The organism is Serratia sp. S4 (assembly GCF_000347995.1).
GTDB classification, from domain to species: Bacteria; Pseudomonadota; Gammaproteobacteria; order Enterobacterales; family Enterobacteriaceae; genus Serratia; species Serratia quinivorans.
Genome location: NZ_KB661120.1, coordinates 399,158 through 417,893, shown reverse-complemented (window position 1 = coordinate 417,893; position 18,736 = coordinate 399,158). Strand labels below are relative to the sequence as shown.

Here is an 18,736-nt window from a genome sequence, read left to right as displayed (position 1 = left end):
TGGTTATTAAAAATAAGCAACACCATAATAAAGTTTCACAAGAAACTGTTAGCTAACTATTAATTTTTCGCGTTACTAGATGTATACTCATTTCCGTGACGTAAATCACAGTTCACAGGAACTGATAAAAGAATACGATAAGGTGAGAAAATGAAAATTAAAGCTACCATCGCAACCATGAGCGTTCTATCCATGCTTTCTTTCGGCGCATTTGCAGCACAATCTGTTGATGCAAATCAGGCTGCAAATATGCAGTCTGCAGGCACTATCACCGTCAGCGGTGTTGCCGGTGCACCTTCAGACATCCGTCAGGCACTGTCTGAAAAAGCCGATGCCAAAGGGGCAACCGCTTACCGTGTGATCGAAGCGCGCAACGAAGGCAACTTCCACGCGACCGCAGAAATTTACAAATAAGTACAAGGCGTTACCCGGCAACGGGCAATAAAACTCTGGAACCCAGTACCCCGATAACGGCCTTCAAGTATAAAAACGCTGAAAAAGCCCTTCCAGGCGGTTATCACAACAGGACTTAATATCATGAGCATGAAATCTACCCTCGTCGGACTTAGCCTGCTGTCAGTTGTTTCCTTCGGGGCTTCTGCCGCTACGTTAATCACAAATGACCAGGCAACCAATCTTCAGTCTGTCGGTACCATTACCGCCAGCGGCATTACCGGCGCACCTTCCGATATTCGTCAGGCGCTGTCTGACAAGGCCGACAAACAAGGTGCTAAAGCCTACCGCGTGATCGAAGCCTATGAAAACGGCAACTGGCACGCGACCGCCGAAATCTATAAATAACAATTCAGAGGACAGGCTTACCGAACTGATTACCCTCGTCACTGCCACTGCCGAGTTCTGTCGTAAGCTTTGATTCTCTGAAGAAATTCGTCGTCCTATCCGACGAACCCCGTTGCCCTCGCTCGCGAGGGCTTTTTTATGGGCGTAAAAAAGGGCCGCTATCGGCCCTTAGACGCTGGCAAAGCCCGTTATTAGGGAGAGCGTGCCGATGGGGTCGTAGCGGCTTGTCCGCCGACCAATTTTCCGGGAGCAAATTGGAACGACTTCCAGTCGGCCCGCAGGGTGGGACACATGGATGTGTCCCATAATGGCCCCTCGGTGCGCTAGGCCCGAGTATCTCGGGTTCAAAGACGACTTTGTCATCAAAATCAATAGGTGGCTTTCGGATCGGGTTTGTTGGCCAAAGCCTCCAGCAGCCGATCGTGAATACCCCCAAAGCCGCCGTTACTCATCACCAGAATATGGTCGCCCGGCTGAGCCGTTTTCACGATCATATCCACCAGCGTATCCAGATCGGCGCTCCAGTGGGCCGGCTGTACGCAGGCTTCCGCCACTTCCGCCACCTGCCAGGGGATATGGTGCGGCTGGAACAGGAAGACTTCATCGGCACGACCCAGCGACGGGGCCAGATCGTTCTTGCTGATGCCCATTTTCATGGTGTTGGAGCGCGGTTCAAGCACCGCCAGAATGCGGGCAGTGCCACCCACCTTGCTACGCAACGCAGCCAGGGTCGCCAGAATTGCCGTTGGATGATGGGCAAAGTCGTCATATACCGTGACGCCATTGGCTTCACCACGCAGCTCCAGACGACGGCGGGCATTGATAAAATCGCCGAGCGCGCGGCAGGCATCTTCAGGCAACACGCCCACATGGCGCGTGGCGGCAATGGCCATCAAACCGTTATGCATGTTGTGTTCACCCACCAGCGACCACTTAACTTCGCCCACCTGCTCACCATTAAGGAAAACCGCATAATGGCTGGCGTCCGGCGTCAGTTTCTGTGCACGCCATGCGCCTTCTTCCCCAACCAGCTCCTGCTCACTCCAGCAGCCCATCGCCATCACCTGTTTCAGGTGGCTGTCGTTATCAGGCAAAATAATTTTGCCCTTGCCTGGCACCAAACGCACCAGATGGTGGAACTGTTTCTGGATCGCTTTCAGATCGTCGAAGATGTCGGCGTGATCAAACTCCAGATTGTTCAGGATCAGCGTGCGCGGGCTGTAATGCACAAACTTGGAACGCTTGTCGAAGAACGCGCAGTCATATTCATCGGCTTCGATGACAAAGAACGGGCTGCCCCCCAGGCGAGCAGAAACGTCAAAGTTGCCCGGCACGCCACCGATAACAAAGCCCGGCTGGTAGCCGCAGGCTTCCAGGATCCAGGTTGCCATGCCGGCGGTGGTGGTCTTGCCGTGTGTCCCGGCAACGGCCAGTACCCAGCGATCGCGCAGCACATAATCATGCAGCCACTGTGGGCCGGAAACGTAAGGGATACCCTGCTCCAGTACCGCTTCAACACACGGATTACCGCGCGTCATGGCGTTACCGATGATCACCAGATCCGGCGCAGGATCCAACTGAGCCGGATCGTAACCCTGGATCAGTGCGATCCCTTCTTTCTCCAACAGCGTGCTCATCGGCGGATAGACATTAGCGTCAGAGCCGGTCACCTCATGCCCTAGCGAACGAGCCAGCACCGCCAGCCCGCCCATAAAGGTGCCACAGATCCCAAGAATGTGAATGCGCATAGTTTTCTCATAGAGTACGTCGAATGTTGGCACATTCTAACGCTCAGAATCGTCCAGAAGAAATGGATTTGCCTATGAATAGCGTTCATCTTTGGGCTACACTGCTCGCGAATACGTTGGCGGTTTGTTAACAAACCGCTACCCATCCGTAGATTCAGGGATTGTGTCATGAAAACGTTAGGCGAATTTATCGTCGAGAAACAGCACGACTTCTCTCACGCCACCGGCGAGCTGACAGCGTTACTTTCTGCAATTAAACTGGGCGCCAAAATCATCCACCGCGATATCAACAAAGCGGGTCTGGTTGATATTCTCGGCACCAGCGGCGTTTCCAATGTACAGGGTGAAGTTCAGATGAAACTGGACCTGTACGCTAACGAAAAGCTGAAAGCAGCATTGAAAGCACGCGGTGAAGTTGCGGGTATCGCTTCTGAAGAAGAAGATGAAATCGTGATATTCGACGGCGAGCGGGCTGAAAATGCCAAGTACGTGGTGCTGATGGATCCGTTGGACGGTTCGTCCAACATCGATGTCAACGTCTCGGTCGGTACGATTTTCTCTATCTATCGTCGCATTACCCCGGTCGGCATTCCCGTGACCGAAGAAGACTTCCTGCAGCCTGGCAGCGCTCAGGTCGCCGCCGGCTATGTGGTTTATGGTTCATCCACCATGCTGGTGTACACCACCGGTTATGGCGTGCATGCCTTTACCTACGATCCTTCTCTGGGCGTGTTCTGCCTCTCCCATGAGAAAGTTCGCTTCCCGGCTACCGGCAATATGTATTCCATCAACGAAGGTAACTACATCAAGTTCCCGCGCGGTGTGAAGAAATACATCAAATATTGTCAGGAACAGGATGAAGCCACTCAGCGCCCTTATACCTCACGCTACATCGGTTCGCTGGTTGCCGACTTCCACCGCAACCTGCTCAAAGGCGGCATCTATATTTATCCAAGCACCGCCAGCCACCCGCAAGGCAAGCTGCGCCTGCTGTATGAATGCAACCCGATGGCGTTCCTGGCGGAACAGGCCGGCGGTAAAGCCAGCGACGGTAAAAACCGTATTCTGGACATTACCCCGGTGAAACTGCACCAGCGTGCACCGTTCTTCGTCGGCACCAAATCCATGGTGGAAGACGCCGAGCGCTTTATCGCCGAGAACCCGGACGAATAACCGGTTCTATGTGGGGGGCGCCTGTCGCCCCCTGCATTATAGTTTGAACGCCGCCATACTCTGGGCCAACAACTGGGCCTGATCCTCCAGCGAGCGCGTTGCCGCCGCCGACTCCTCGACCAATGCCGCATTTTGCTGCGCCACCTGATCCATCTGCGCCACCGCCAGATTAACCTGTTCAATACCGCTGCTTTGCTCACGCGTAGCCGCAGAAATTTCCCGCATCAACGCCGTCACACGCCCTACCTCACCGGTTATACCATTCATGGTTTTCGCCGCGGACTCGGCCATCTGCTCGCCTTCCTGTACCCGATTTTGCGAGGCTTCGATCAACCCTTTGATCTCCTTGGCCGATTGTGCGCTGCGTTGAGCCAGGCTGCGTACTTCACCCGCCACCACGGCAAAACCGCGCCCTTGTTCACCCGCACGTGCCGCTTCTACCGCCGCATTCAGCGCCAAAATATTAGTCTGGAAGGAAATACCGTCCATCACGCTGATAATATCGGCGATACGCCGCGAGCTATCGGTAATGGCCTGCATCTTGTCCATCACCTGGCTGACGACCTCACTGCCCTGATTGGCAATATCAGAGACGCTGAGCGCCAGCTGATTGGCCTGCTCGCAATTCTCGGCGTTCATTTTCACCGTCGAGGTCAGTTGCTCCATACTGGCAGCGGTTTCCTCCAGCGAAGCGGCCGACTCTTCGGTGCGCTGCGCCAGATGCAGGTTGCCGGCGGCCAGCTCGCGTGAGCCGGTGTCAATTTGGCTGCTGGCATCACGAACCTTGCTGACCGAACTGACCAGCGCCTGCTGCATCCGCTGCATCGCGCGGATCAGACGACCCATTTCGGTTTCCCCTTCGCCGGTGATGTCGTGCGTCAGGTCGCCGCCGGCGATATGTTCCAACTGGGCGATGGACTCATCGAGTGGGCGCAGAATGATCACCCGCAGCGCGAACCAGGCTAGTACCGCCAGCAATACGCTGAGCAGGCCGGCGATCAGGATCAGGGTAATCTTGGTGCTGGCATTACTTTCAGCCTCATGCACTCGCTGCTGGCCGATCTTCATGGCAAAGCTGCGGAAATCGCTGAGGTCCTTTTCGAAAGCGATGCTCAGGGCAGAGATTTTGGTTTCCTGGATGTCGTAATAATCATCAACCTTGCCGGCCTTGATGGCGTCGGCCATCGGTCTGACGCCCTGCTCCAGATAGGCGCGGTAACTGTTTTGCAAGCGAGTGGACAGTTCACGCCCACGTTCGGTGACGGTGCCGACGCTGACAAAGCGCGCCATTTCCTGTTTCGACTGTGCAAGGTAATCATAGATGCGCCCCACTGTGGCGTCGGATACCTCGATCTGGCCGATTTCACGTTGGCGCACCGCCAAGGAGGCGGCCGTTCTGGCACGTAGCGTCAGATTGGAGCTACTGGCCAGCGACCCCAGTTCTTCCCCTAAAATCTGGTTGAGGGTGTGCAACGATCGCGACCCTTCGTTAATGGCGTTGACGCCGATGGTGCTGACCATAATCAACAGCAGCGTCATCAGACTCAGCAAGGCAATCAGCCCGGCCTTGACCGTAATCTTTTTTAGCATGAGTTCTTCCCGGCTTCAGAAATAGTGAGTTCTAACGTAGAGGAGGTAAAACGCGGAGCCAGACTTCGCCGACTCATTATTATTTGATGAAGTTATCGGCAACCTCGGAGAAAACTTAACGTCGCTGGAGGATTAATCTGGAAATTCAGTGGATGACTGTCTGCCGGGGCTTGGGTGATGAAAAGGGCAGGAAATCGCAAAAGAGTCCGCTATAATAGCCGCCACTCCATTTCTGGTTTGATTAAAGGAAACCGACATGAGCTTGCTTAACGTCCCTGCTGGCAAAGACCTGCCAGAAGACATCTACGTAGTTATCGAAATCCCGGCCAATGCCGATCCGATCAAATATGAAATCGACAAGGACACCGGCGCGCTGTTTGTTGACCGTTTCATGTCCACCGCGATGTTCTATCCGTGCAACTACGGTTACATCAACCACACCCTGTCTCTGGACGGTGATCCGGTTGACGTGCTGGTACCAACGCCATACCCGCTGCAGCCTGGCTCTGTGATCCGCTGCCGTCCGGTGGGCGTACTGAAGATGACCGACGAAGCCGGTGAAGATGCGAAACTGGTTGCCGTTCCGCACAGCAAACTGAGCAAAGAGTACGATCACATCAAAGATGTGAACGACCTGCCGGAACTGCTGAAAGCACAGATCTCTCATTTCTTCGAGCACTACAAAGATCTGGAGAAGGGCAAATGGGTGAAAGTGGAAGGCTGGGCAGACGCTGCCGCTGCCAAAGCTGAAATCATTGCCTCTTTCGAACGTGCTGCCAAGAAGTAATTCCTGACCGCCGTCCGATAAAAAAACACCGCTCAGTGAGCGGTGTTTTTTTTTACTTTTCGTCGAGACGCTTCAGCCAGTCACCGCTGTTAATCCGCGGGTAACCGTCCACACTGTGTTTATACAGGTAGATCCACGCACTTCCATAAGGCGTCTGAATCAGCTCGCGCTTATAGTCCTTGGTGTTGCTTTTCAGTTCGTCCAGCTCAGCCAAAATCGATGAGTTGATGCGGTACACCTCACAATGTACCGTGCCCTCTCCAGGGATCGCCGCCGGGTAATGGCCCAGATTATAAATCTGATAGCCTTCGAGCTCATGCTCGCCTAACCATTGGGCGTTAGTCATCCAATGGCTGTTTCCCTGTTTGCGTCGTAAACTGCCGTAGACAATTATTCGCATCGCTAAAACTCAAACTGATAGAGCAAATCTAATGCCTGGTCGAGACCAGACACCGCTTCAAGATACAATTTAGGCATCAGGCGGTAACGCAACGTCAGTGTGGCCAATGAGTCGAAAATGCCCACCCCATATTTTACTTGTAAGCCTGGGAGAACATAACCGCTGACGACAACCTGGGAACTGTCGCCAACCCCCTGAGTATCCAGGGCCAAATTGCTTACGCCAAATGCCTCGCCGATTTTACCCACAAGTTGACCACTTTGTGCAACCCCCATCCCAATTAACATTGAGGTCATTGCGTTGCCATCAGCACCGGAACTGCCCAATCCCTGGCCGCGCAACAGATAAGACAGCGCCTCCTGCTGAGATTTGGCCGGATCCGAGAACACTTCCAGCTTGGGTGCATCCGCCAACCCGGTGACGCGTACCCCAGCGGTGACGTCATCTTCGGTCGAGTCCGGATTACGGATCGCCTCAAGATTCAGCAACGGCTGGTCCGGCGGCCCCGAGAACATCAACTGGCCCTTGCGAACGATCAAATCCTGACCATAAGCATGGAAGCGACCGGAAGGGATGTCAATCTGACCGTTCAGGCCCAGGCCGTTCTTATCCTGCACCACTTTCAGATCGCCCTTCAACCGCGCTTTCAGACCAAAGGCATCCAATCGCACATCGTTGCCAACGTGTATCATCAGGTTGCTGTTGATCGGGATCCCCGCCGTTTTCGGCTGTATCGGTTTAAGTTGGTCATCCAGCATCACTTCGTCGGAAGAGACGCCCACCGCGCTTTCCGGCAGTTCCTGTACCGTAATACGCGCCCACGGAATATCTACCGAACCATTAAGTGAGAACAGCTGCGGCGTGGCTTCAAAGACCAGATCAGGTGAAACGTCGATGCGGATCATCGGCGGCACCGTCACCCGCAATTTATCGCCCTTGGCGGCAATGCGTGCACGCCAGGCGTTGATATCACGCCAGTCAGCGTCGCCGGACAGATTAAGCTGACCGTGGGTGGTGCTGACCAAGCCTTCCAGCGTCGAGGTCATGCCGTCAAAGTTCATCGCCAGCCGGCCTTCGGTCATGTCGAACGGCATCCAGTGACCGTTAATATCGACCTTGTCCAACGCCATACGGCCATACACCAAAGGTTTCTGCGCGTTACCGCCCAGACGCAGGTTGGCATTCAACATGCCCGCGGCTTTTTCCCCTTGCATCAACGCCGGGTTAATCATCGCCAGTGAAATATTGGTAATGTTGACGTTACCGCTGATATTGCGGCGCACCTGCGGATCGACAACCTGTACGTTACCGTCAAACTGGCCATTATTGGTCAGCTTGATCAACCAGTCGGCCTGCGCACGGCCATTGGTCAGCCCGGCGTTGAGATTCAGCTTGTCAAAGGCGATCGGTAGCGCATTACCCTGCACCTGCTGTACCACCTTCACGCCGTTGCCCACCAGCGAGACTTTCGCCTCCGGCAGCGCACCGCCCGGTTTCCAGCTGACGTCCGCCCGCCCGCTGAATACGCCGCTCAGGGCCGTTTCCGGCCCGAGGAAAGGCTTGATCATCGCCAGATCAAAACGGTTCAGCACCACGCTGGCCTGACCGCTCTGCCCGGCTTCGATGGTTTTCGGCACGCAGAGTTCGGCATTCGGGTTCTGCCAGCAGTGTGGCCCGATACTGATTTTCTGTGCGGTATTCAGATAATCGAGTGCGATGGCGCGACTTAACCGCCATTCCCCCACCGGAGTATCGAAGCGCGTATTGTTCAGGTTGCCGCGCCAGCGTTGCTGTTGGCGATCAAAACTGCCCTGCAGCGCCAACTGGCCAGAGACCGGTTTGCCGTCAATTTTCAGTTGCAGCTGATGCTGTTTCTCACTGCCTTTGGCATCCAAAGTCAGCAGGTTGATGTCCAACGCATCTTGCTTGAGCTGTTCGACGCGCACCGCCAGTTGCCCCTGGATCTGGTCGCTGGATCGCACGTCACCGTCAATTTTGACCCGGTTGATACGCAGTGCCTGCCACTGCAGGCCAGATGCCGTCAGGTCCGCCAGCAACTGAGGCGCCTGCAGATTACCGCGTAGCTTAAGCAAACCTTTCGCCGTACCGCCCAGTCCCGGCAAAGCGCCGTCGAGGCGCGGTGCGTCGATGTTCGCATCCAGGTTCCAGCTCTTCTCGTCCAGTTGGCCCTTGACGTTCAGCTGGTTGCGTCCCAGGGTCAGATCGATACCCGGAATTTTCCACTGGCCGGCAGCGTTGCCGCTGAGCGTACCGCGAGCGGTGACCTTGTTTTGCTTCACGTTACCGTCGAGCTGCAGCACCGGCACCTGCAATTGCCAACTGCCGCCGTGCAGACTACCGCGGGTGGTGATTTTGCCGTCCAACTTCGCCGGCCATTCCGGCCACTGTTTGGCGGTATTGATGCCGCTCAGCGTCAGCTGTGAATTCCAGCTGATAGCCTTACTCCAGTCCACCAGCGCGGTCAGATCGGTATTGCCCTGCAAGGCCGCCAACCGCAGGCGATCCAGTTTGAACTGTTCAACGTTGCCTTTGCCGTCCAGCGTCAGTACCGCCGGGGGCAAGTCCTGGCCTTTGATATTGGCGCGGGTCGACAACGCATAGTCGGTTGCCTTGCCGTTAAAGCGCAGGCGGAAATCGTTGATCTGGTATTGCGCCTCGCCGCTCAGCGGCCATTTCAGCTGTTTACTTTGCAGCGTCAGCGCCAGCGGTAAACCGGCTTCGGCCAGTTGGGTTTGCAGATCAAGCTGCGCGCCGACCGGACCGGACAGGTTGAGCGCTACCTTAAGTTCTTCACGCAGCCCACCGCCAATGTTCAGCTTAACCTTTTCGCCTTTCAATGGATCGATGTTCAGCGTGCTGTTGGCCACCATTTCCACCGGCCAACTGCCGGTCAGCGTAGCTTGCCCCTGGGCCGACAGCGTGCCCTGCGGGGATTTGACGTCGAAATTGTCCAGCTGGATATGCTGATCCAGAGTACTGGCCTGCAGCAGCAGGCTGGTGATCAGCACGTCGGTATCACCGGTCAACCGCAGCTGTTCGCCGCTGATCTCCTTAACGGTGATATCCAGCGGCAGGCGAATGTCCGGCAGATCCGGCAGCAGTGGCTTGGCAAACAGTTCTTTTAAGGTTTCGCCCAGCGGCTTCTCTTCCGGCTGAGGAGCCGGCTTCGCGCCCTGATTGGCTTTTTCCTCTACCTTTTTCGCTACCTCAACCACCGGTTGCACGGCCTCCGGCAGTGGGTTCTGCGGCGTTTTCGGCAGAGCTATCAACAAGCCGCTGATTTTGGTTGGCAGCAGGGTCAGAGCACGTTCCTGCCACTGTGCGCCAGTCCGGAACTCGCCAAGAGAAATGGCAGTATCGTCGACGCTGACCTTAACGTTGTTCAGCGCCAGCATGCGTAAAGTGATGGGGTACGGCGTGCTCAGGTTGGTGGTCGGCTCGCTGGTCTCTGCCACCGGCGCGGACGGCGTCATTTCTTTGGTTTTCACCACCACGTCCACATCCTGCGCAGTCAGGGCGTTGACGCACAGCGAACTGTTTTTAAAACAGGCCAGATCCAGCGACAGATGGAACTGCCCGGCATTTACCGTCACGCCGGGCATCTGGTATTTCACGCCTTTCAGCGTCAGGTCACGCCAGCCGCCGGTGACGCTGGCAATATCCAGCCCCGGCACCCAACGTGCCGCACTGTTGATAACCAAATGTAAACCACTGGTGGTCCCGAGCAGGTACGCAACGCCGCCGATCAGCAATAGCAGGACAATCAGGAAACCCAGACAAATCTTTTTTATCAGGCTCATAGTTCAGGCCCCAAACCAATATAGAACTGCACCCCGTGGGTGTCTTTATCCCCAACCGGGGCGGCGATATCCAGCTTCACCGGGCCAACCGGTGACTGCCAGCGCACGCCGAAGCCGGCACCGGTCTTAAAGTCGCTCTGCTTGATATCGTTCACCGCTTCGCCTGAATCGACAAACACCGCGCCCCACCATTTGCCGGTCACGTTGTATTGATACTCCAGCGAGCCGGTTAGCATTTTGGATGCACCGGTCAGCTTACCGTCGTCGTCGCGGGGTGAAATGCCCTTGTACTTGTAACCACGAATGCTGCGATCGCCACCGGCGAAGAATCGCAGGTCTGGCGGCACTCTCTCAAAGTCGTTGGTTTCAATCCAGCCCACCTGCCCACGCGCGACAAAACGGTGCTTGTCGGCCAGGGTGCGGATCCAGACGTTCTGCGCCTGCATCAGCGCAAAGTCTACGTCAGATCCCCAGGTGCTGTCGGACACATCAATAGAATAGCGCTGGCTGTCACCCCAGGTGGGCATCAGGCCGCCGCGCGAACGGGTGCGGTTAACGCTAACGCCGGGATACAGCAGCATGGTGGTGTTGGTGACGTTACCCTGAGTAAAGTGGTCAAGACGCCAGGTCAGGTTCAATGCCCGCTGCCAGCCGCTGGAAAGATCCCAGTTGCGGGAAACCACCGCTTTTGAAGTGACGGACTTGGTATCGTTGAGATCGACGTTCTTGAAACCGCCCTGCAGCAGATAGTACTGCTCCAGTGGATTCTTCAATAACGGGATTTTATAGGTCAAATCGAGCTGCTGTTCCGGGGCCGAAACGCTGGCACTGGTTTCCAGGCTGTGACCTCGGTCGTTAAGCCAGGGTTTTTTCCAGGTGCCTTTGATCCGGGGACCGACGTCGGTGGAATAACCGACCCCGGTTTCGATGGTGTTACGCGTGCGCGGCGATACCAACGCATCTAACGGCAAAATCTTGTTCTCTTTGGCATCTTTGAAATCAGGGGACACCACCACCGAGTTAAACCAGTTAGTGGCGGATAAACGGCGGTTCAGTTCGGCCAGATCTTCCGAACTGTAATAATCCCCCTGATGAAAGGGCACCAGATTTTGCAGATAGTCTTCACGAATTTGCGAGCCGGTAAACTTCACCTGGCCAAAGCGATAACGCTGCCCGCTGTTGAAGTCGATGTCCCAATAGGCCTTGTGCAGCTCTTCGGCCACGCCGAGCTGGCTCTTGGTCAAATCGGCATCGAAATAGCCTTTACGCAGTGCCAGGCCGGTCAGCGAACCTTTAAAACTGTCGTATTTGCCGTGATTGAGGATCTCGCCTATCGTCGGCTTGCCTTTTTTGACTAACGCCAGATAGTCATCATCGGTTTTCGCACCGCCTTCCAGCACGATATTGGCGCCGGCAATCCGCACCGGCTCGCCCGGATTAACCTTGGCGTGCAGCACCGGACGAGCCAGCCCAGGCCGGTCATCCAGCGTAAAGTCGATGGTGGGCTGATAATAGCCAAGTGCTCTCAGCCCCTGACGGACGGCTTCATCCACACGTGCGCGAAAACGGCCATCTGTACTGACCTCCTCCGGCGTGATGGACGACAAACGCACCCGGACGTTTTTTTCCAATTCCCCACTAAGTCCTTCAACCTGCAGCCGCACATTCGCCGAATAGGCCGCAGGCGTGGCGAGCAGCGCACACACAAAGCACAGGGCACGGTATCGTGGCACGTGTTCTCCTTAATTTATTTTACTTTCCTGTAATAACACTCGCTCTGGGGCCAGGGCCTACTCCGCGCTATCAGGACGGCGGCCCTTTTCAGCATTTTTCCAGACGCTGCATGTTACGGTTTTACTGCCGCAGTGAACTGGCGCATTCTTATCTTTTGGCGCTCTAGATACTGAGTTAATCTGATACATAATCTCAATATGTAGCTTATTGTGGGCAAAGTTGCGGTTAGATACAACTTAACTGCCGCCTCTTGGGCCAATTCTTACTGTGACAACAGGAGTCAACCGTGGTGCCATTTTTTGATAAAACACAAACTGTCGACCAGGCAAACGCATTACCTGGCCGCACCACTCCCATGCCGGTTGCCACGCTTAACGTGGTCACCGATCACTCAATGACCCAAGTGCCGGACGGCCTGGAAGTAGCGATCTTCGCCATGGGGTGTTTCTGGGGAGTGGAACGCCTGTTCTGGCAACAGCAAGGGGTTTACAGCACCGCAGCAGGCTACAGCGGTGGCTATACGCCAAACCCGACCTACCGCGAAGTATGCAGCGGCCAAACGGGCCACACGGAAGTGGTACGAGTGGTATTCGATCCGAAAATCATCAGCTACAAACAGTTGCTGCAGGTATTCTGGGAGAACCACGACCCGGCGCAGGGCATGCGTCAGGGCGGCGACGTCGGTACCCAGTATCGCTCGGCGATTTATACGCTGACGCCGGAGCAACTAACCGAAGCGGAAAGCAGCCTGCAGCGTTTCCAACAGGCGATGAAGCAGGCCGGCGATAAACGCGCCATCACCACCGAGGTCGCACCGGCCCTGCCGTTCTACTATGCCGAGGACGACCACCAGCAGTACCTGTACAAAAACCCTGAAGGATACTGTGGTCTGGGTGGTATCGGTGTTTGCTTGCCACCACAGGGCTAAGCCGCAGGTTGGAGGTAATTTTTTAACCGCTGGCGGCCCCGGTAGGGCTGCTGCTATACTGTGCGGGCCGGATCATCGGCCCGATAACCTTCTTTCTGGTTGTTATCGCTACTTTTTTTACAATGTACTACCCTTCCTCAAGAGCGCCGTCATCCCGTCGGCACGTATGGATAGATTATGTTAAACAGTATTTTACTGATTCTTTTTCTGATCGCAGTGAGTGCGTTCTTCTCACTGTCGGAAATATCTCTGGCCGCGTCACGCAAGATTAAACTGAAAATGATGGCTGACGAAGGTAACGTCAATGCCGCCAAAGTCCTCAAACTGCAGGAAACCCCGGGGCTGTATTTTACCGTGGTACAGATTGGCCTGAACGCCGTGGCCATACTCGGCGGTATCGTCGGCGATGCAGCCTTTTCTCCTACATTCCAACCGTTGTTCGACCGCTTTTTATCACCTGAACTGGCAGAGCAGGCCAGCTTCGTCTGTTCGTTCGTGCTGGTAACCAGCCTGTTTATCCTGTTTGCAGATTTGACCCCGAAGCGCATCGGTATGATTGCACCAGAGACGTTTGCCGTCCGGATCATCAACCCGATGCGTTTCTCGATCATGATTTTCCGGCCGCTGGTGTGGTTCTTCAACGGCATGGCAAACCTGATCTTCCGCCTGTTCAAACTGCCGATGGTGCGCAAAGACGACATCACCTCCGACGATATCTACGCGGTGGTAGAAGCCGGTGCCCTGGCGGGTGTGCTGCGCAAACAGGAACATGAGCTGATCGAAAACGTGTTCGAACTGGAGTCTCGCACCGTACCTTCGTCGATGACCTCGCGTGAAAGCGTGGTTTACTTCGACCTGCGTGAGACCGAAGAAAGCATTATCGAGAAGGTTTCGACCCATCCGCACTCCAAGTTCCTGGTCTGTGATGGCAATATCGATCAAGTCGTCGGCTACGTGGACTCCAAAGACCTGTTGAACCGCGTGCTGGGCAATCAGAGCCTGGTGCTGAGCAGCGGCGTGCAGATCCGCTCGGCGCTGATCGTGCCGGATACCCTGACGCTGTCCGAAGCGCTGGAAAGCTTTAAAACCGCCGGTGAAGACTTTGCGGTTATTCTCAATGAATATGCGTTGGTCGTGGGTATCATCACACTCAATGACGTGATGACCACGCTGATGGGCGATCTGGTAGGCCAGGGCCAGGAAGAGCAGATCGTAGCGCGTGATGAAAGCTCATGGCTGATTGAGGGCGGGACGCCGATCGACGATGTAATGCGCGTGCTGCACATTGATGAGTTCCCGCAGGCGGGCAACTACGAAACCATCGGCGGCTTTATGATGTATATGCTGCGCAAGATCCCGAAACGGACCGATTTCGTCAAATACGCCGGCTACAAGTTTGAAGTGGTGGATATCGACAGCTACAAGATTGACCAGCTGTTGGTAACCAGGCTGAGCGACAAACCGGCATCGGTACTGCCGAAGGCACCGGAAGAAAACCCCGCGGCCTGATCTCCATCGATAAAAACGTCAGCGGCCCCAAACGGGGCCGCGATTATTTTAGCTTTTGCAGGTGCTCTAACTATTACCCTATGAATTTCGAGTTGCAGCTAGGCGGCCAGCTCACTCATCCCCAGGCGCTTACTTTAGTAAGTAACTGAGGTGAGGGAGTGCAGGTAACAACGCTGCAGCTTGAAAGGCGACGGGTAGTTGATCAACCCATCTCGGTCTGCAATAACAACACCTGACGGTTAACCTCTGACATCACGCTGAAGTGACGCCGGTCGCGAATTTTCGGCAGCAGAATTTTCCCTTCATCGAATTCGAACGCGCCCACATCTTTGATATACAGCCGGCCACGAAACAGGGTCTTGACGTACTTCGCCACTTTCAACGGATTATAACGCTGGAAGATTCTCATTCTATTACTTTCCTCCGTTTGGTCCATGCGCTCAGCGAGCCGCCAAGGTGGCAGCCTCTAAAGTAAGAACGCAACTTGATTGCCATGTAGTAGACCTAGTAAAGACTATAACGTTCATTTCCGCCTGGAGATCTTCACTGGATTTACACTTTTTGACAGAATTGTATATGATTATATATAACTTTTTCAGTATATCCCTTCAAAAACCGGGTATTAGCGGCCTGAAGGAAGAACTGAGATCCGGCTAACAGGACAGACCTCCGATCACCACCTATGCTTTAGGCTGTCGGGTGCGGTCGGCACCATTCCACCTTCAAGGAGAAGGCATGAAAAAAAGTCACATGCTCATTGCGTCCCTGCTGTTTGCACCCCTTTTTGCCTCTGCGCATAACTTCCAGCTCCAGCAACGCGTAGCGCCGATTGGCGTCAGCGACAAGGGTGAGCTGAACTACGCTAATGATAAGTTTAGCTATCAAAACTGGAATAGCGCGCAGCTCAGTGGAAAAGTGCGAGTCATCCAGCATATTGCCGGCCGCAGCTCTGCCAAGGACATGAACGACCCACTGATAGAAGCGATTAAGAAAACCAAGCTACCGCACGATCGTTACCAAACGACGACAATAGTGAATACAGATGATGCTCTGCTCGGCACGGCGATGTTTGTCCGCAGCAGTATCGAAGACAGCAAGAAAGAGTTCCCTTGGTCGCAGTTTGTGGTCGACAGCAACGGCAACGTGCGCAAAGCCTGGGATTTACAGCCGAAGGGGTCAGCCATTGTGGTGCTGGATAAGCAGGGCAGGATCCAGTTTGCCAAAGACGGCGCACTGACGCCGGAAGAGGTGCAGCAGGTCATGACCCAACTGCACCAACTGCTGGCAAACTGAATTAGAACAGCGAAACCCGGAAGCCGGGGTTGAGGAAAGACTCACGCGGCGTATAGAGCAGCGGCCTGCCCTGCCAGTCGTGGATCTGCGCTCCGGCCGCCACCGCGACCGCGTGTCCGGCGGCGGTATCCCAGATATTGGTCGGCCCAAAACGTGGGTAAAGCTGCGCTTTACCTTCTGCCACCAGGCAGAACTTCAGCGAGGAACCGACCGATACGGTCTGATGCTCACCTAACTGATTCAGGTAATCCTTCAGCTCTTCGTCACTGTGCGAGCGACTAACCACCACCAACGGCGGATTGGCATTACTGACGCCAATCGCCTGACGTTGGCCTTTTTCTTCTTTCCAGGCTTTGCCGCGTTCGGCCAGGTACAACACGTCGATCGCCGGGGCGTAAACCACGCCCATCACCGCCTGCCCGTCTTCAATCAACGCAATATTTACCGTGAATTCGCCGTTACGATTGAGGAACTCCTTGGTACCGTCCAGCGGATCGACCAGCCAGTAACGCGTCCAGTTCTGTCGCACTTCCCAGCCCGGTGGATCTTCTTCTGACAGTAACGGTATTTCCGGCGTTAACGCTGCCAGGCCGCGTTGGATAATGTGGTGCGCTGCCAGATCGGCCGCCGTCACCGGGGAATCATCTTTTTTCTGTGCGACATCAAGCGGTTGCTTACCGTCATATACCGCCATGACCGCTGCGCCCGCCTCGCGGGACAGTTGGCAAATTTGCTCTAACATCATTCACCTCAGATATGCAGTTCCATGGGTTATTTCCCCTTTCTCATTGCTAGCAGCCTAGTTTTTTTTGCATGGAATATCCATCACAACGATTTAACCCGCGGTAATTACTCGAGTCTTTGCCGTCACAACTGTGACATTTACTGCCCTGCCCTGGCTTATTTTCTGCCACACTTCACAGTTTGGTGAGACAACCAATGTTAATTACATGTTCCTCTGCGATAAAACTCGAAAAATGGAATGGAGAAAACTAAAAATGATGAAGCGTCCGCTGACGTTGTCTGCCCTCGCTATGCTGGTGTGCGCCTCCGCACAAGCGGCAACGGTCGATTTGCGCGTGCTGGAAACCACCGACCTGCACAGCAACATGATGGACTTCGATTACTACAAGGATAAACCGACCGATAAATTCGGTCTGGTACGTACCGCCAGCCTGATTGAACAAGCCCGTCAGCAGGCAGCCAATACGGTGCTGGTGGACAACGGCGACATTATTCAGGGCAGCCCGCTCGGCGATTATATGGCGGCCAAGGGCCTGAAACCCGGTGATGTACACCCGGTGTATAAGGCGATGAATACCCTGAATTATGTGGTCGGCAATATCGGCAACCATGAGTTCAACTACGGGCTCGATTACCTGAAAAACGCCATTGCCGGTGCCAAATTCCCGTATATCAACGCCAACGTGATCGACGCTAAAACGCAAAAACCCCTGTTCACTCCTTACATTATCGTCGATACGCCGGTAAAAGACCGTGACGGCAAAGAACATAGTTTGCGCATCGGTTATATCGGCTTTGTGCCACCGCAAATCCTGGTGTGGGATAAAGCCAATCTGCAGGGCAAGGTCACCGTTAACGACATTACCGAAACCGCTAAACGCTACGTGCCGGAAATGCGCAAACAGGGCGCCGATCTGGTCGTGGCTATCCCGCACTCCGGCCTGTCCAGCGAACCGTACAAAGCCATGGCGGAAAACTCGGTGTACTACCTCAGCCAGGTACCGGGCATCGACGCCATCATGTTCGGCCATGCTCACGCCGTGTTCCCCAGCAAGGACTTCGCCAATATCAAAGGGGCTGACATCGCACAGGGTACGCTGAACGGCATCCCGGCAGTGATGCCTGGCCAGTGGGGCGATCATCTCGGCGTGGTCGATCTGCAATTGAATAACGACAGCGGCGCCTGGAAAGTCACGGCGGCCAAGGCGCAAGCTCGGCCGATTTACGACAAAGAGAACAAGAAATCGCTGGCGGCGGAAGACGCCAACCTGCTGAAAGTGCTGGCGGAAGATCACAAAGGCACGCGAGATTTCGTCAGCAAGCCTGTCGGCAAGGCCGACGACAACATGTACAGCTATCTGGCGCTGGTGCAGGATGATCCGACGGTGCAGATCGTCAATAACGCGCAAAAGGCCTACGTCGAGCACTATATTCAGGGCGATCCTGATCTGGCTGACCTGCCGGTGCTGTCAGCCGCGGCCCCGTTCAAGGTGGGCGGGCGCAAAAACGATCCGGCCAGCTTCGTTGAAGTGGAAAAAGGTCAGCTCACCTTCCGTAACGCTTCAGACCTCTACCTTTATCCCAACACACTGGTGGTGGTGAAAGCCAGCGGCAAAGAAGTGAAGGAATGGCTGGAGTGTTCCGCCGGGCAGTTCAACCAGATCGACGTCAACAGCAGCAAACCACAGGGCCTGATCAACTGGGACGGTTTCCGCACCTATAACTTCGATGTGATTGACGGGGTTAATTATCAGGTCGACGTCAGCCAACCGGCGCGTTACGACGGCGAATGCCAGTTAATTAACGACAAGGCGCAGCGCATCAAGGAGCTGACGTTCAAAGGCAAACCGATCGATCCAAACGCCACATTCCTGGTTGCCACCAATAACTACCGCGCCTACGGCGGCAAGTTTGCCGGCACCGGCGATCAACACATTGCCTTCGCCTCACCGGATGAGAACCGTTCGGTACTGGCGGCTTATATCAGCGCTGAAACCAGGCAACACGGCGCAGTGAAGCCACAGGTGGATAATAACTGGCGCCTGGCGACGTTCAGCAGCCCGCAGCCGCTGGATATCCGCTTCGAAACCTCGCCGAGTGACAAAGCCAGCGCGTTTATCAAAACGCACGCCCAGTACCCGATGAAAGCTGAAGGGACAGACAGCATCGGCTTTGCGGTTTATCAGATTGATTTGCAGAAGAAATAAA

At 55.0% G+C, this 18,736-nt stretch carries 15 protein-coding genes; 8 read left to right on the top strand and 7 right to left on the bottom strand.

What is annotated here, in order from left to right:
• The first annotated feature begins 150 nt into the window (after positions 1–150).
• Together yhcN (SERS4_RS0102555) and yhcN (SERS4_RS0102550) are read left to right on the top strand one after the other, a co-directional pair.
• A complete protein-coding gene (yhcN, locus tag SERS4_RS0102555; protein WP_012004928.1) occupies positions 151–414 on the top strand; it encodes a peroxide/acid stress response protein YhcN in 264 nt (87 codons plus the stop codon).
• Positions 415–537: 123 nt separating this feature from the next.
• Positions 538–801 carry a peroxide/acid stress response protein YhcN gene (gene yhcN, locus SERS4_RS0102550; protein ID WP_017891376.1) on the top strand — a complete coding sequence of 88 codons (264 nt, stop codon included), beginning with the start codon at positions 538–540 and terminating at the stop codon, positions 799–801.
• A gap of 368 nt (positions 802–1,169) precedes the next feature.
• On the opposite strand, the gene mpl is transcribed toward yhcN (SERS4_RS0102550), so the two are convergent.
• The gene (gene mpl, locus SERS4_RS0102545) at positions 1,170–2,549 is read right to left on the bottom strand and encodes a UDP-N-acetylmuramate:L-alanyl-gamma-D-glutamyl-meso-diaminopimelate ligase (protein WP_012004926.1); all 1,380 of its coding nucleotides are present in this window, start codon (positions 2,547–2,549) and stop codon (positions 1,170–1,172) included.
• Positions 2,550–2,717: 168 nt separating this feature from the next.
• Here mpl and fbp point away from each other — a divergent pair, with 168 nt between their 5' ends.
• Entirely contained in the window at positions 2,718–3,722 is a 1,005-nt protein-coding gene (gene fbp / locus SERS4_RS0102540; protein WP_012004925.1) for a class 1 fructose-bisphosphatase, read from the top strand.
• Positions 3,723–3,758: 36 nt separating this feature from the next.
• Here the strand turns inward: fbp and SERS4_RS0102535 are convergent, their stop codons facing one another.
• Positions 3,759–5,312 (bottom strand): methyl-accepting chemotaxis protein, encoded by a 1,554-nt coding sequence (locus SERS4_RS0102535; protein ID WP_017891374.1) that lies wholly within the window; start codon positions 5,310–5,312, stop codon positions 3,759–3,761.
• A 256-nt stretch (positions 5,313–5,568) separates the two neighbouring features.
• On the opposite strand from SERS4_RS0102535, the gene ppa reads away from it, so the two are divergent.
• Positions 5,569–6,099, top strand: a complete 531-nt coding sequence (ppa, locus tag SERS4_RS0102530; RefSeq protein WP_012004923.1) for an inorganic diphosphatase — start codon at positions 5,569–5,571, stop codon at positions 6,097–6,099.
• 52 nt (positions 6,100–6,151) lie between these two features.
• Here ppa and SERS4_RS0102525 read toward each other — a convergent pair whose 3' ends face one another.
• From SERS4_RS0102525 to SERS4_RS0102515, 3 genes are read right to left on the bottom strand one after another with little or no spacing between them, the layout of a single operon-like run.
• On the bottom strand, positions 6,152–6,499 hold the full coding sequence (locus SERS4_RS0102525) for a gamma-glutamylcyclotransferase (RefSeq protein WP_006317485.1): 348 nt from the start codon (positions 6,497–6,499) through the stop codon (positions 6,152–6,154).
• A gap of 2 nt (positions 6,500–6,501) precedes the next feature.
• The gene (locus tag SERS4_RS0102520) at positions 6,502–10,320 is read right to left on the bottom strand and encodes a translocation/assembly module TamB domain-containing protein (RefSeq protein WP_017891373.1); all 3,819 of its coding nucleotides are present in this window, start codon (positions 10,318–10,320) and stop codon (positions 6,502–6,504) included.
• Positions 10,317–12,053: an autotransporter assembly complex family protein gene (locus SERS4_RS0102515; RefSeq protein ID WP_012004920.1), complete on the bottom strand. Its 1,737-nt coding sequence runs from the start codon at positions 12,051–12,053 to the stop codon at positions 10,317–10,319. The genes SERS4_RS0102520 and SERS4_RS0102515 overlap by 4 nt, the downstream gene beginning before the upstream one ends.
• 287 nt (positions 12,054–12,340) lie before the next feature.
• Here SERS4_RS0102515 and msrA point away from each other — a divergent pair, with 287 nt between their 5' ends.
• A complete protein-coding gene (msrA, locus tag SERS4_RS0102510; RefSeq protein ID WP_017891372.1) occupies positions 12,341–12,982 on the top strand; it encodes a peptide-methionine (S)-S-oxide reductase MsrA in 642 nt (213 codons plus the stop codon).
• 177 nt (positions 12,983–13,159) lie between these two features.
• Positions 13,160–14,491: a hemolysin family protein gene (locus tag SERS4_RS0102505; protein WP_017891371.1), complete on the top strand. Its 1,332-nt coding sequence runs from the start codon at positions 13,160–13,162 to the stop codon at positions 14,489–14,491.
• 202 nt (positions 14,492–14,693) lie between these two features.
• Here the strand turns inward: SERS4_RS0102505 and SERS4_RS0102500 are convergent, their stop codons facing one another.
• Positions 14,694–14,900, bottom strand: coding sequence for a DUF1107 domain-containing protein (locus tag SERS4_RS0102500; RefSeq protein WP_012004917.1), 207 nt, complete (start codon positions 14,898–14,900; stop codon positions 14,694–14,696).
• 326 nt (positions 14,901–15,226) lie between these two features.
• On the opposite strand from SERS4_RS0102500, the gene SERS4_RS0102495 reads away from it, so the two are divergent.
• Positions 15,227–15,784 (top strand): YtfJ family protein, encoded by a 558-nt coding sequence (locus SERS4_RS0102495; protein ID WP_017891370.1) that lies wholly within the window; start codon positions 15,227–15,229, stop codon positions 15,782–15,784.
• Between the two features lies 1 nt (position 15,785).
• On the opposite strand, the gene cysQ is transcribed toward SERS4_RS0102495, so the two are convergent.
• A complete protein-coding gene (cysQ, locus tag SERS4_RS0102490) occupies positions 15,786–16,526 on the bottom strand; it encodes a 3'(2'),5'-bisphosphate nucleotidase CysQ (RefSeq protein WP_026142163.1) in 741 nt (246 codons plus the stop codon).
• A gap of 256 nt (positions 16,527–16,782) precedes the next feature.
• Between cysQ and SERS4_RS0102485 the strand changes: the two genes are divergently transcribed.
• The gene (locus SERS4_RS0102485; protein ID WP_017891368.1) at positions 16,783–18,735 is read left to right on the top strand and encodes a bifunctional 2',3'-cyclic-nucleotide 2'-phosphodiesterase/3'-nucleotidase; all 1,953 of its coding nucleotides are present in this window, start codon (positions 16,783–16,785) and stop codon (positions 18,733–18,735) included.
• Position 18,736: the final 1 nt, after the last annotated feature.

Bases quoted from the DNA above. Each gene is read 5' to 3' on its own strand.
- SERS4_RS0102535 (WP_017891374.1), bottom strand. From the start codon at position 5,312: ATGCTAAAAAAGATTACGGTCAAGGCCGGGCTGATTGCCTTGCTGAGT.
- cysQ (WP_026142163.1), bottom strand. From the start codon at position 16,526: ATGTTAGAGCAAATTTGCCAACTGTCCCGCGAGGCGGGCGCAGCGGTC.
- yhcN (WP_017891376.1), top strand. From the start codon at position 538: ATGAGCATGAAATCTACCCTCGTCGGACTTAGCCTGCTGTCAGTTGTT.
- SERS4_RS0102500 (WP_012004917.1), bottom strand. From the start codon at position 14,900: ATGAGAATCTTCCAGCGTTATAATCCGTTGAAAGTGGCGAAGTACGTC.
- SERS4_RS0102520 (WP_017891373.1), bottom strand. From the start codon at position 10,320: ATGAGCCTGATAAAAAAGATTTGTCTGGGTTTCCTGATTGTCCTGCTA.
- fbp (WP_012004925.1), top strand. From the start codon at position 2,718: ATGAAAACGTTAGGCGAATTTATCGTCGAGAAACAGCACGACTTCTCT.
- ppa (WP_012004923.1), top strand. From the start codon at position 5,569: ATGAGCTTGCTTAACGTCCCTGCTGGCAAAGACCTGCCAGAAGACATC.
- SERS4_RS0102505 (WP_017891371.1), top strand. From the start codon at position 13,160: ATGTTAAACAGTATTTTACTGATTCTTTTTCTGATCGCAGTGAGTGCG.
- SERS4_RS0102485 (WP_017891368.1), top strand. From the start codon at position 16,783: ATGATGAAGCGTCCGCTGACGTTGTCTGCCCTCGCTATGCTGGTGTGC.
- SERS4_RS0102525 (WP_006317485.1), bottom strand. From the start codon at position 6,499: ATGCGAATAATTGTCTACGGCAGTTTACGACGCAAACAGGGAAACAGC.
- mpl (WP_012004926.1), bottom strand. From the start codon at position 2,549: ATGCGCATTCACATTCTTGGGATCTGTGGCACCTTTATGGGCGGGCTG.
- SERS4_RS0102495 (WP_017891370.1), top strand. From the start codon at position 15,227: ATGAAAAAAAGTCACATGCTCATTGCGTCCCTGCTGTTTGCACCCCTT.
- yhcN (WP_012004928.1), top strand. From the start codon at position 151: ATGAAAATTAAAGCTACCATCGCAACCATGAGCGTTCTATCCATGCTT.